11 protein-coding genes and 2 pseudogenes are annotated in these 13,086 nt (G+C 59.1%); 8 read left to right on the plus strand and 5 right to left on the minus strand.

The window, feature by feature from the left end:
• The gene (locus N8E89_RS03315) at positions 1-951 is read left to right on the plus strand and encodes a glycoside hydrolase domain-containing protein (RefSeq protein WP_262261123.1); all 951 of its coding nucleotides are present in this window, start codon (positions 1-3) and stop codon (positions 949-951) included.
• Positions 952-1,263: 312 nt separating this feature from the next.
• On the opposite strand, the gene N8E89_RS03320 is transcribed toward N8E89_RS03315, so the two are convergent.
• On the minus strand, positions 1,264-1,470 hold the full coding sequence (locus N8E89_RS03320; RefSeq protein WP_262261125.1) for a hypothetical protein: 207 nt from the start codon (positions 1,468-1,470) through the stop codon (positions 1,264-1,266).
• Between N8E89_RS03320 and N8E89_RS29235 the strand changes: the two are divergent.
• Together N8E89_RS29235 and N8E89_RS03325 are read left to right on the plus strand one after the other, a co-directional pair.
• Positions 1,376-1,852: pseudogene (locus N8E89_RS29235) on the plus strand (hypothetical protein); the annotation flags it as partial. The gene N8E89_RS03320 and the pseudogene N8E89_RS29235 overlap by 95 nt on opposite strands.
• Positions 1,853-2,021: 169 nt before the next feature.
• On the plus strand, positions 2,022-3,641 hold the full coding sequence (locus N8E89_RS03325; RefSeq protein WP_410010331.1) for a GH92 family glycosyl hydrolase: 1,620 nt from the start codon (positions 2,022-2,024) through the stop codon (positions 3,639-3,641).
• Between the two features lie 75 nt (positions 3,642-3,716).
• Here N8E89_RS03325 and N8E89_RS03330 read toward each other — a convergent pair whose 3' ends face one another.
• Both N8E89_RS03330 and N8E89_RS03335 read right to left on the minus strand, forming a co-directional pair.
• Positions 3,717-4,544 (minus strand): TIM barrel protein, encoded by an 828-nt coding sequence (locus N8E89_RS03330; protein ID WP_410010332.1) that lies wholly within the window; start codon positions 4,542-4,544, stop codon positions 3,717-3,719.
• A gap of 288 nt (positions 4,545-4,832) precedes the next feature.
• Positions 4,833-5,864: a LacI family DNA-binding transcriptional regulator gene (locus N8E89_RS03335; protein ID WP_106664119.1), complete on the minus strand. Its 1,032-nt coding sequence runs from the start codon at positions 5,862-5,864 to the stop codon at positions 4,833-4,835.
• A 166-nt stretch (positions 5,865-6,030) separates the two neighbouring features.
• Here N8E89_RS03335 and N8E89_RS03340 point away from each other — a divergent pair, with 166 nt between their 5' ends.
• The 5 genes and pseudogenes from N8E89_RS03340 to purU all read left to right on the plus strand — a co-directional run bounded on the left by N8E89_RS03340 (position 6,031) and on the right by purU (position 10,424).
• Complete coding sequence (locus N8E89_RS03340; RefSeq protein ID WP_262261129.1) at positions 6,031-7,134, plus strand: fatty acid desaturase family protein; 1,104 nt, start codon at positions 6,031-6,033, stop codon at positions 7,132-7,134.
• A gap of 82 nt (positions 7,135-7,216) precedes the next feature.
• Positions 7,217-7,477, plus strand: a complete 261-nt coding sequence (locus tag N8E89_RS03345; RefSeq protein ID WP_245448753.1) for a MocE family 2Fe-2S type ferredoxin — start codon at positions 7,217-7,219, stop codon at positions 7,475-7,477.
• Positions 7,477-8,714 (plus strand): annotated as a pseudogene (locus N8E89_RS03350) (NAD(P)/FAD-dependent oxidoreductase). The gene N8E89_RS03345 and the pseudogene N8E89_RS03350 overlap by 1 nt, the downstream one beginning before the upstream one ends.
• A gap of 12 nt (positions 8,715-8,726) precedes the next feature.
• On the plus strand, positions 8,727-9,524 hold the full coding sequence (locus N8E89_RS03355; protein WP_262261131.1) for a 3-methyl-2-oxobutanoate hydroxymethyltransferase: 798 nt from the start codon (positions 8,727-8,729) through the stop codon (positions 9,522-9,524).
• Between the two features lie 3 nt (positions 9,525-9,527).
• Positions 9,528-10,424, plus strand: coding sequence for a formyltetrahydrofolate deformylase (gene purU, locus N8E89_RS03360; RefSeq protein WP_262261132.1), 897 nt, complete (start codon positions 9,528-9,530; stop codon positions 10,422-10,424).
• Between the two features lie 55 nt (positions 10,425-10,479).
• Here purU and N8E89_RS03365 read toward each other — a convergent pair whose 3' ends face one another.
• Positions 10,480-11,583 (minus strand): FAD-binding oxidoreductase, encoded by a 1,104-nt coding sequence (locus N8E89_RS03365; protein WP_315975681.1) that lies wholly within the window; start codon positions 11,581-11,583, stop codon positions 10,480-10,482.
• A gap of 259 nt (positions 11,584-11,842) precedes the next feature.
• Entirely contained in the window at positions 11,843-13,084 is a 1,242-nt protein-coding gene (locus N8E89_RS03370; RefSeq protein WP_106664124.1) for an aromatic ring-hydroxylating oxygenase subunit alpha, read from the minus strand.
• Between the last annotated feature and the right edge of the window lie 2 nt (positions 13,085-13,086).

Genomic DNA, 13,086 nt, shown 5'->3' on the forward strand with positions numbered 1-13,086 from the left:
ATGATCACGACGGACGGTTCGATTGGCGCATTCCTCCAAGCTCTGCCCGAAACGGCGGAGGTCGATCAGGCCGAAATTCAGACCCTGTTCGAACGCGCGGCAAACTGGAAGAACATTTTCAACGACAGTACGAAAACGCTGGGCGCTAGGAACGCGGCGGGAGCCTGGCAGAACGGCAACTTCTTCCATGAATCAACGGAACCAAACTACTTCTGGTCGTTTGCGCAGGATTGGACCGCATTGATCGACCGCCTTGGTTTCGACGCAGGAACTGGAAAAGTCGATACAGCAAAAGGCAAGGCCGCAGCCATCACGCGCCTGAATACACTGTTTTCCATTCCGGCATCGACACCGTTTACCGGCGCCGGCGCCGAACCGACAGGGCGGAATCTCAATGGTGGCGAAAATTCCAACAACTATTACATTGGTAACGAACCCGCTTTCCAGACGCCCTGGGCCTACAACTGGGCGGGCGCGCCGAAATATGCGCAATACATCATCCCGGTCATCATGCGGAAGAACTTCCTGATGATACCCGGCGGCCTCCCCGGCAATGACGATATGGGCGCGACTTCGGCCTGGTATGTCTGGGCGGCACTCGGGCTCTATCCTGTCGTTCCTTCCGCCCCCGGTCTGGCGGTGTCAACACCGCAATTTGCCGGAGCAACCGTCTGGCTCGGCAATGGCAAGAAGCTGCGCATCGAGACCGACAAGGAAGCGCTGCTCGGCGATGTACGCTACATCAACGAGATGAAGCTCAACGGCGCGACCTATCAAGGCTCGTGGCTGCCTTTGGACAAGATCAGGAATGGCGGCACGCTGAGCTTCACGCTTTCGGCCACACCGACCGAATGGGGCACGGGCGATAACCTTGCCCCGCCATCGGGTCCGGGTGCCGATTACAGCAAGGCAACCGCCAAGGAGGCAACGGGCGTCCAGATCGTCCAGTAATTCCTGGCATGAGAAACGGCAAAGGCGCAGCTCGCCCCTTTGCCGGCGCTCATGGCCGCAAGATCGCATTTTATCCAGGCCGCTGATTTCAAACGAAAATCATAATCAGAAAATTCATTTGGAGGAAATGATGAGATTCAAAAGCACGCTTATTGCGGGATTGCTCGGCTGCACCATGCTGGCCGGCTGCAATGGCTCGGACGGCGATAAAGCCGCTACCGGCCAGGGCACCTACGACGAAATGACCGTGCGCAATGGCGCGCCACAGGACGATGCCGGCAAGGAGAACCAACCCGGCCCGGTCGGCCAGAATCAGGACAATCCTGACGAACAGAAACAGGACGACCCTTTGGCGATCAACAGGCTTGATCCATTGCCCGCGCCGCGTACCGACATGGCGCTGACCCAGTTCGTCGATCCGCTGATCGGCACGGGACAGGTACCGGCGACCGATACGGGGACAAAGGAAGATCTTCTTGGCGGTTTCACCACACCTTCAGCGAGTGTGCCATTCGGCATGATCGCATGGGGTCCCGATACGCCGCCGGTACCGAATACCTGGAGCCCGCCCGGCTATCATTATACCCAGGCCTCGATCACCGGCTTCAGCATGACCCATCTGAGCGGTGTCGGTTGTGATGCAGGCGGCGCCTTTCCGGTTCTGCCGGTTACCGATGCGAAACAATCCAGCATCGTTTTCAGCCACGGCGATGAAATTGCGCAGGCCGGCTATTATTCAGTCAAGATGTCCAACGCGGTTCAGGTGCAATTGGCGGCAGCGGAACGAAGCGGATCGGGGCAGTTCACCTATCCGGCCGCAAGTCCCGCGATGCTGAAAATAACCTCCAAAACGAACAATGGCACCGGCACCATATCGGTGGATCAGCCAGAATCGAACCGTCTCGGGCGATGCGACGGGTGGCGGCTTTTGCGGTGCTGGTCAGAGCTACAAGCTTTATTTCCATGCGGCGTTCGATCAGCCCTTTACGGCCACGACGTCCGGCGCCGCTGCCACGCTGACATTTACACCGCCGCCCGCACCGGTTTCCGGAGTGGGCATAAAGGCCGGCATGAAAGTTGGCCTTTCCTATGTGAGCGCGAGCAATGCCAAGGCCAATCTCGAAGCGGAGACCGGCGCGATGAGTTTCGATCAGACACGGCAAAACGCCGACGATGCCTGGAACAAGCGTCTGAACACGATTCAAATTACCGGTGGAAGTACGGACGACAAGAAGAAATTCTACACAGCCCTGTACCACGCCTTCCTGGCACCATCGATATTCAGCGATGTGAATGGCGACTTTATCAGTTTCAACAGTGCCGCCACGACCCGGAAAGCGCCGGCCGGCCATGTGCAATACACGACCTTCTCCAGCTGGGACACTTACCGCTCGCTGATCCCGCTTCAGGCCCTGCTCGCGCCGCAGGAAGTCGGTGACATGATGCAATCGCTGATCTTTGACGCCGACGATTGCGGCGGCACATTCCCGATGTGGGCCGAAGGCAACAACAACAGCAATATCATGCCGGGCGACGGGGCATCGATCATCGTGGCGCAAGCCCATGCCTTCGGCGTCAAGGATTTCGACACGCAGAAAGCCCGCACAATCATGCTCGATACCGCCTTCGGGCGAAAAACCACCTGCCGGGGCGTCAGGACCTTGCCAGGTCTGAGCGGCTATATAAGCCGCGGTTACCTTGCCAGAGGTGCGGGCGAAGGGCAGCCCACCTCCACCAATATGGAATATGCAAGCACCGACTTCGCCGTTTCGCGCTTTACGAGCGCCGTCCCGGCGTCAGATGCCCAGATTGTCGCGGGTGACACGGCCGCCGAACCCGCATCCTTGCTGACGCGTTCGGGCAACTGGGCAAATCTGTTCAACCCGGACTGGCGTAAGGTGAAAGGCCAACCCTATCCGCAATTGCAGCCGCGCAACAGTGACGGTACGTGGAGGCCATACCTCCCCGTCTCGACATGGGACAATGATTACCGGGAAGGCAATGCGGAACAATATACATTCATGGTGCCCCATGACATTCGCGGGCTTTTCCGCAAGCTGGTGATCGACCCGACCAAAGATGCGAACGCGGAAAATGATGCCGTCGCCCGGCTCGATGAATTCACCATGAACCTGAATGGCGGCTGGAGCTATCAGCCGGCGCGGCTTTGGATCGGCAATGAGCCCGGATTCCTCACACCCTGGATGTATAATTGGACCAGCCAGCCGCACAAGACGCAGGCGCTGGTTCGCCGCATTCTCGACGAGCAGTTCACAACGGCGCCATCCGGTCTTCCGGGCAATGATGACGAGGGCGCAATGTCGGGAATATTCGTCTGGGGTGCGCTCGGCCTCTATCCGGAAATTCCGGCTGTACCCGGTTTTGCGCTGAACAGTCCGCTTTTTCCCAAGTCGAGCATCCTGCTTGGCAACGGCAAAGTGATAACCATCAGCGCTGACAAGTCGCCGGCGAAATATATTCAGAAGCTGACAGTCAATGGGTCTCCCCATGACAGCCCCTGGATCGGCCTCGACAAATTGTCAGCTGGGGCGCGACTTGATTTCTCGCTCGCCGGCACGGTGAGCTGCTGGGGAACAAATCCTGCGGCGGACACCCTGCCGCCTTCCTTTGCCGCCGACGGAACCCAGACACCAAGACTGAAGCCGGAAAAGGAATGCGCACCAAACTAGGGGCAAAAATGAGAAAGACGTTTCGCCATTCGATTTCCCGGCCGCAACGGGCGGCCAGGAAATATCCTTGAGTGTTCAAATCAGTCCGGCTTTGATCGTGTCCATGCTCGCCGAAATCGCTGCGGACGGATTTTCAAGCCGCTGGACTTCGGCCGCAAAAGGTTCGAACGAGAACAGACCCGTGTAACCCTGATCGAGCAAGGCCTGGATCTGGTCGACATTACCGAGGCGGTCATCCGCATCGACCAGGACCCGGTGCGGGTCGCGCATGTCGCTGACAGTCACCTCCGGATCGGTCACGCCGGAAATATGGACGAGGCCCGTCAACGCCGGAAACAGTTCCGGTTCGCCGGCAAGGTGGTGGTGGAACGTGTCATGCACGAGTTTGAAGCGGCCCTGCCCACCAATGGCTCCGATTGCCTCGGCCGCCTCGCGCTTGGAACGCAGCGAACAGATCTCGAACCCCAGCGGCTCGACGAAGCCGATGAGCCCGCGGGCCTCGAGGATGGGCTTCAGCGCCTTCAGCGCGGTGCGCAGGTTCTCCTGCCGCTCGCCATCCTGGCGGCCGGAGCCATCATTGACCGGAACCAGCACCAGTGCCGCCGCTCCGGCCTCCTTCGCATAGTCGGCAAGCTCGATCGCTTGCTGCTCGCGCTCCGGCGTCCACTCGTTGACCCGTTGCAGCGCATTGATCGTGGCAATGTGAACGCCGGCCTCCGCGGCCAGCGACCGGACTTCCGCTGCCGGCGTACCATCGATGATCGCATTGCCTTCGAGGTCGTTGCGTATCTCGACATCGCTGAGGCCCAGCGATTTTGCGAGCTGAAAGAACCCGCGGATGCCAAGGCTCGGCGCGACCATATGGTTGATTGCAAAAACAGGGTGAGAAATTGTGTCGGTCATCCGAATGCCTCCCGATGGTACTTAAAAGGTCTGCTGCCGGTGGTTGCAACGACCCGCAAATGTCGCGCGCAACCATCTGTTGAGGCTGCCCTCCCGTCAATCGGTGATCTGACCGGAAAACTATCATTTCTGATAGATTCTGAGCTTGTGTGCCATCCGCGAGGCTCGCGCCCGGAAATGCACGGATTTGGCGCAAGGGCATGGGAAAATGGCCTGAGAACCATCGATTCTGACCAAAGAATTTCAATTGTAGCGAGAGTTTTGGGTGTGATTGGGTGCAAATGCCGGTCAGATGTTCTCCGGCAGATAGATATCGAACGGCAGGAAGGTCTGACCCGGGGCATTGGCGGCGCCACGTTCGATGGCATGGCCCATCAGTTCCACGAGTTCGCGGCAGAGCCGCGGCAGCGGCGTGGCGATGGCCATGGTGACGATGTCTTCGGCCAGAGCCGCCCGCGATTCCGGCGTGATCTCGTTGACGATCATCACTGGCGGCGGCTCCACTGCCTGCTCACGCAAGGCTGCGATCGCGCCTTCCATGCCCCCGCCCGCCACATAGCAGCCGGCCAGATCCGGATGGCGGCGGAGAAGTTCCAGCATCGCCTCATGCGTGATCTGGCGTGTCTCCAGATTGACCATCGTATCGAGCACGGTGAACTCCGGCGCTTGTTCGCGAAAGAAGGCCCGGAAGCCGATCTCGCGCAATTCATGGCCGTGAAAGCGATGACTGCCGACGAAAATCGCGACTTTTCCTGGTTTTTTGGCTGCTTTTGTGATCATCCAGGCCGCTGTGCGCCCGACCTTGCGGTTGTTCACGCCGACATATCCTTCGCGAACTCCGGCGGCGAAATCCGAAAGCAGCGAGAAAACCGGGATGTCCTTCGCCTTCAGATCCTCCACCACCGCACTGATCGACGGGTGATCGGGAGCGACCAGGCCGATGGACCGGCAGCGCCCCGCCAGCGATTTTACTTTGGCGATAATCTCGTCCGGCGCTTGCGACGCGGAAAAATCAATGACCGGAACGCCGCGAAAATGCGGCGCCTGGGTCACGGCGTTTTCGATCTCCCGCGCAAACTCCTGATAGAAATGATGGCCGGGCTTTTGCAATACGAAGCCCAATCTGTACTCAGGCAATTCCTGCCGCATGCGCTGACGGATCAGCCCGGCCGCGTGATAGCCTATTCGATTGGCAGCTTCGTACACGCGCCGTGCCGTCTCCTCGCGAACCGGCAACCGGTTGTTCAGGACACGGTCCACGGTCGCAACACTGACCCCGGACTCCCGCGCCAGATCGGCAATTGTCGGCCTGTTCGCCACCTTGCGCACTCCATGATAGAATCTATCATTCAATTCTACCAATCCCTGATTGAAAATGATAGAATTTTGTCATCTTTGATTGAGGAGGGTTGTACGCAAGCGTAGTATCTCCGCCATCCAGCCGGAAAGAAGAAACCGTTTCCGCTGCACGACTGGGAGGTCTCGCATGAATACTGCCGCACTCGCCGCGCCAACCAAACGCGATTACAGCCTTATCGGCCGTGACTCGCGGCTGGCAGTTGAGTCGGGCCTTGCCGCAGCGCAGTGGTACCATACCGACATCCCGCGCAAGCAGATGAAGGAGCTGATGAAACGTTCCGATGGCCCGGCGATGCGCGACACGGCCATCTGGCTCGGCAGTATGGTTATCCTTGCCGGTCTCGGCGTTTATTTCTGGGGCACATGGCTGTGCGTGCCGTTCTTCCTCGCCTATGGCGTTCTCTATGGTTCCGCATCGGACAGCCGCTGGCACGAATGCGGTCATGGCACAGCGTTCAAGACCCGCTGGATGAATGATGTGGTCTACCAGATCGCCTGCTTCATGATCATGCGCAATCCCGTGACCTGGCGCTGGAGCCACACGCGCCATCACACCGACACTGTCATTGTTGGCCGCGATCCGGAAATTGCCGTGATGCGCCCGCCGGATCTTCTGCGCGTCGTCTTGAATTTCTTCGGCATTCTCGATGTCTGGCATGCCTCAGGCGATCTCGTCCGCAATACGCTGGGCAACGTCAGCGCGGAAGAAAAGACCTTCATTCCCGAGCAGGAACAGCCGCGGGTGGTGCAGATCGCCCGCATCTGGGCCGGGATCTACGCGGTCACGATTGCCCTGTCGATCCATACGGGATCGATCATGCCACTGGTGCTGATCGGGCTGCCGCGTCTGTATGGGGCCTGGCATCATGTGCTTACCGGCCTGCTGCAGCATGGCGGGCTTGCCGACAATGTCACCGATCACCGGCTCAATAGCCGTACTGTTCTCATGAATCCGGTCAGCCGGTTCATCTACTGGAACATGAACTATCACGTCGAGCATCACATGTTCCCGATGGTGCCATACCACGCGCTGGCCCAGCTCCATGCAATGATCAAACACGACCTGCCCGCCGCCAACCCGTCCATTCTGCACGGGTATCGCGAGATGCTACCGGCGTTCCTGCGCCAGCTGCGCAACGAGGATTATTTCATCAAGCGTGAACTGCCGCCAACGGCAAAGCCCTATCGTGAGGAATTTCACAACGAACCGGTAGCCGCAGCAGCTGAATAGCAATCACCAATACGAGGGAGGAATAACCGTGAGCAACTGGATCGAGGCCTGCACCTTTGACGACATCGATGAAGAAGATGTCATGCGATTTGACCACGCGGGGCGCACTTTTGCGATCTATCGCAGTCCCGACGACGAGTTCTTCGCCACGGATGGCCTGTGCACCCATGAACATATCCACTTGGCCGATGGGTTGGTGATGGATGAAATCATCGAATGTCCCAAGCACAATGGACGCTTCAATTACAAGACCGGTGAAGCCAAGGGCGCGCCAGTTTGCGTCAATCTGAAGACTTATCCGGTGAAAGTCGAGGCCGGCAAAGTATTGATCCAATTAGGATAATGGCTATGGAAAAAGGAATGGTCATCATCGGCGCAGGGGAATGCGGCGCGCGCGCCGCCTTCGCCTTGAGGGAAACCGGCTATGACGGACCGGTCACCCTGATCGGCACCGAAAAGCACCTGCCCTACGAGCGCCCGCCTCTGTCAAAAGACGCCATGGTCTCGGAGCATCACCCCCTGCCGAGAATGATCGCGGAGGGAACTCAGTTCGACGAGAAGCGTATCGATTTCATCGGCGATACGACCGCATCGGCGATAAACCGTACCGAGAAGAACGTGGTTCTCGAAGACGGTCGAACCATGGAGTACGATCGCCTCCTGCTCGCGACCGGGGCGATCCCCGGACCCTGCCCCAGGCAGCAGGCAGCAGACATTGCGTGACGTTACGCAGTTTTGACGATGCTCTTGCCATCCGCGCCAAGTTCCGGCCGGACGCGCGCATCGTGATCGTAGGCGGTGGCTTCATCGGACTCGAGCTTGCGGCAAGCGCCCGCAGGCGCGGAGCGAGAGTGACCGTGATCGAGGCACAAGCCCGCATCATGATGCGAGGCGTGCCGCAGGAAATCGCTCAAGTCATCGACCGGCGTCACCGCGAGGAAGGCGTGACCATCCGCTGCGATACCGGGATTGTCTCCATTGCCGACAATGCGAACAACGTAGCGATCACCCTTTCGACCGGCGATATCGTCGCGGCCGATCTTGCCGTGATCGGCATCGGCGCATCGCCGGTCACAGGGCTGGCAGAGGCGGCCGGTCTTGAGACCGGCAACGGCATTGTCGTCAATGAATGGCTGCAGACCAGTGACCCCGATATTTTCGCGGCCGGCGATTGCTGCACGTTCCCGCTGGCCATTTATGGCGGGAGGCGTGTGCGGCTCGAGGCCTGGCGCAATGCCCAGGAGCAAGGATCTCTTGCGGCCCGCAACATGCTCGGATCGCTTGAGCCGCATCAGGCCGTTCCGTGGTTCTGGTCGGATCAATATGAGCTTGGTCTGCAGGTTGCCGGACTGCCGGACGAAGGCACGCAGACCATATGCCGTCAGCTAGGCGATGGTGCCTTCATCCTCTTTCACCTCACTGACGACGGCCGCCTTGCCGCCGCAAGCGGTATCGGCCCCGGCAATGCGGTCGCAAAGGACATAAGGCTTGCCGAAATGCTCATTGCCCGCGGCGCCAGACCCGACCCCATCCAGCTTGCGGCACCCGGCGTCAGACTGAAATCGCTCCTCGCAGCATAGACAGGACAGGAAATGGCCAACGGACGACCTACGGTAGCGGACATCCTCGCATTGAAGGGCCGCCGCCAATTGACGATGCTGCGCGTGGAGACGCTTGAAGAAGCGGAAGCCGCTGAACGGGCGCGCGTCGATATGCTGTCGGTGCCGCCCGCATTGCTCACGCCGGAGTTTCGCGACGCCGCACCCTCAGCCTTCACCTTCCCTGGCCTCGAATATGGGGATTTCATTACGGCCGAGGACTATCTGCGCGCCGCATTCAAGGCGCTGCGTGCGGGCGGGGATGCGGTCTATTGCGCCGCAAGTCTCGCCACGGTGCGGCGGATGCGTGACGAAGGTATCCCGGTTTGCGGCCATGTCGGGCTCATTCCTTCCAGAGCAACCTGGACCGGGGGATTCAGAGCCGTCGGCAAGACAGCCTTGAGTGCACTGGAAATCTGGCGGCAGACCAAAGCGCTGGAGGACGCCGGTGCCTTTGCGGCGGAAATCGAGGTGGTTCCCGTCGACGTAGCACGTGCCATTTCCGAGCGGACGTCGATGTTCATGATCTCGATGGGTGCGGGCACGGGTTGCGACGCGCAATATCTGTTCGCACAGGACGTTCTCGGTTCAAATCGCGGCCATTATCCGCGTCATGCCAAGGTCTACCGCAACTTTTCGGCTGAATATGACCGCCTGCAGCAGGAGAGAGTCGCAGCCTTTTCCGAGTTTGTCGCAGACGTGCACGCACAAAACTATCCGGGGCCCGAACATGTGGTTGGAATTCCGCGTGACGAACTGGACCGTTTCCTGAAAGAGCTTCCTGGAGTTTAACTTATGGATCATCAGCCCCAAAATCACCTGGCCGCATCGAAAGCGGCCGAGCATGCACATCGCTTCGTGCTCACCCTCTCCTGCGAAGACAAGCCCGGCATCGTTGCCTCGGTGACGACGGAACTTGCCGGTACCGGCGCTAATATTGCGGAGAGCAACCAGTTCTGGGACCGGCAGACCAATCGCTTCTTCATGCGCATCGCCTTCACCACGCCGGAAGCGATCGTCAAGGATGACATCGAACGCAGCCTGAAATCATGTGTCGACCGCTTCGACATGAAGACCACTTTGGTCGATCAGGCGAAGAAGCCGAAGATCATCATCATGGTGTCGAAGTTCGACCATGCCCTGTTGCATCTGTTCTACCAGATCAAGGTTGGCTGGCTCGATGCCGATGTCGCCGCCATCGTCTCCAACCACGAGGACAGCCGCCGCTTTGCCGAGCATGAGGGCATCCCCTATCACGTGCTGCCGGTATCCAGGGACAACAAGAAGGAACAGGAAGAGGCGCTGCTGCAGATCGTCAAGGACACCGGTGCCGACCTCGTCATCCTCGCCCGCTACATGCAGGTGCTGTCCGACAATCTGTCGAAGCGGCTGTTCGGCAAGGTGATCAACATCCACCATTCGTTCCTGCCCAGCTTCAAGGGCGCCAAGCCCTATCACCAGGCGCATGAGCGCGGTGTCAAGCTGATCGGTGCCACCGCGCATTATGTCACCCCGGACCTCGACGAAGGTCCGATCATCGAGCAGGAGACCGAACGGGTCAGCCACGCGATGAGCGCCGAGGATTTTGTGGCCACCGGCCGCGATATCGAAAGCCGGGTGCTGGCACGGGCGGTGAAGAAGCACCTCGAATCCCGCGTCATGCTCAACGGCCACAAGACCGTGGTGTTTTAAGACGAGCGGCTTGGCCTGATGGGTAGATGCCCATCAGGCTGAGTTTAGAGATTTCTCAAGCCTCGATTTCGACATTGCCGAGTGGCTTGGAGCAGCAGGCGAGGACATAACCCTCGTCGATTTCCTCGTCGAGAATGCCGCCATTATGGTCCATGTCGACTTCACCGGAAATCTTCATCACCTTGCAGGTGCCACAGAGACCGGATCCGCAGGCCGCTGCGATTCGGATACCGGCGCCGCGCGCCGCTTTCAGAATCGTGTCGCCTGCAACGCATGGCACATCCATTCCCGACATGGAGAATGTGACGGTCGATGCCGCCTCGACAGCTTCTGTCGAGATGTCATCCATCATCGGCAAAACCGGCTCGGCGGCGGGACCAAAGCTTTCCTGATGATAGTGGTTCATGTCGAAACCCGATGCTTCCAGCATGGTGCGGACATCGCGCATGAACCCTTCCGGTCCGCAGCAGAATATTGTCCTGTCCTTGAAATCCGGGGCGAGCAGCGGCAGTTTTGGTGCTTCGAGCCTGCCGCGAATGCCGGTCCACACCTGGCCCATCTCGTGTTCCTTGATGAGGAAGGCGAGCTTCAGGTTGGGCATGCAACTCATGAGATATTCGAGTTCCTTGCGGAAAATGATATCGCTGGGGCGGCGCGCACAGGTGACGAAACTGATGTCGCTCTGCGGCGCGCAATCATGCATCCAGCGGGTCATTGACATCATCGGGGTAATGCCGGATCCGGCCGAGATAAACAGATATTTTCCGCCCGGATGTTTGCGCATGGAGAAATCGCCAAGCGGGCCGAATGCCTTGAGCCGCACGCCGGGTGTCAAATGATCCAGCATCCAGCGCGTGCCGATGCTATCCTCCTGCGCCTTGACCGTCACAGCGATGGTGAAGGGCCGCGACGGGGTGGAGGAGAGCGTATAGGTGCGCAGCACCGCTTCGGGCTGCACCGGCAGTTCGAAAGTCATGAACTGGCCCGGCTCATAGCGGAACCAGTTCTGATTGTCCGACCTGAAGGTGAAGGTCTTCACATTGGGCGCTTCCTCAACAATTGACAGGCACTCAAGCAGATGCAGCCGGTCATTCCACGGCTGCATCTGGTCGAGGTGTGGATAGTTCTGAGGAACACCCCCAGAGCGAGAGTAGGTCATATTGCACCGTTCTGCCGGAGAGAATTCGCGGACAAGGTCGAGGGGATTGGCGCGGTCGCACTGGTTGTGCGGCCAAAGCCGAGCCCCGAAGGATTTGGCCCGAATTCGCTCGGCCCTTCGGGTTTCTGGCTGGCGGCCATCCACTTTGTCAGGCGGCATCGTTCGATGGAAAGACATCGGCCTCGCCACCTTTCTCGTGGGCTGTCTCGCCATCCGAGAAACAGAACTGGCGCAATATGGCCCACTCTCGCTCTCGTCATTAAGCTACCCTGCTGAGTTTCTTGTCGCCGGAGAGACGCGTCTCCATCGCATTGCTGTACCATTCGAGGAACTGCAGCACACCGCCTTCATGCTCAACCGAGTAAGGGCCAGGCTCGTAGGCGGGCGAACGGATACCGAAGGCGTTTTCTTCAACGATACGGCGATCCTGGTCGTTGGTCTCCAGCCAGACATGCGTCAGTTCTTCGATATTGTAGTCGACGCCTTCCACCGCATCCTTGTGCACCAGCCATTTGGTGGTGACCTGCGTTTCATTGGGACCGAGCGGCAGCACGCGGAACGAGATCGCATGATCGCCAAGAATGTGATTCCATGTTGTCGGGTAATGATAGAGCAGCAGCGAACCGATCTGTTTGGCATTGACGTCATCGCTAAGCTGCCTGCCGACGGCACGCTTGCCGCTCAAGGTATAGCTCTCGGCATCGCGCAACAGTGGCACGCGCGTCGCGCGGTACTGGCCGTCCTCGGCAATACGGAAGACACTCGGCAGGCCAACGGCTTCACACTTGTCCCAATGCGCGACGATTTCCGGATCGTCCTTGGAACCCTGAATACCCGTGACACTCGGCGCCTCCGGGAAGGTCTTGCACAGTTCAGGGTGGTTGGCGACGCAGTGATAGCACTCGCGATTGTTTTCCCAGACAAGCTTCCAGTTGCCCTTTTCAACGATCGAGCTTTGGAACGCGACCTTCGTCTCGGTGAGGCGATGCGGCGCGAGGTAGGGTTCGAGCAGCGCGCGCGTCGCTGCGAAATCCGGCGCAACGGGTGCGAGGCAGATGAAGATATACCCGCCGACGCTTTCGCAATGAACGGTCTTCAGGCTGTGCTGGCTGGCGTCGAAATCATCGCCCATCTGGCGGGCAAACAGCAGGCGGCCATCGAGCTCATAGGTCCACTGGTGATAGGGGCAGACGAGCTTCGCCGCAGTACCCTTTTCGGCCGAGCAGACGCGTGAACCGCGATGGCGGCAGGAATTGTGGAAGGCTCTGATCTTTCCCTGCCGGTCACGAACGATGACAACCGGATAGTCGCCGACCTGCACCGTGAAATAATTCCCCGGCTTCGCCACTTCGCAATCATGACCGATGAACAGCCAGTCGCGATAGAAGATGTTTTCCATATCGAGACGGTAATAGTCCGGATCGGAATAGAAGGCCTGTTCAAGTCCGTAGCCCGGTTTCCGGTTTTGAAGATTCCGGAGCAGTTCATTACGAATATCCATGT

The organism is Phyllobacterium sp. A18/5-2 (assembly GCF_025452215.1).
Lineage (GTDB): Bacteria > Pseudomonadota > Alphaproteobacteria > Rhizobiales > Rhizobiaceae > Phyllobacterium > Phyllobacterium sophorae.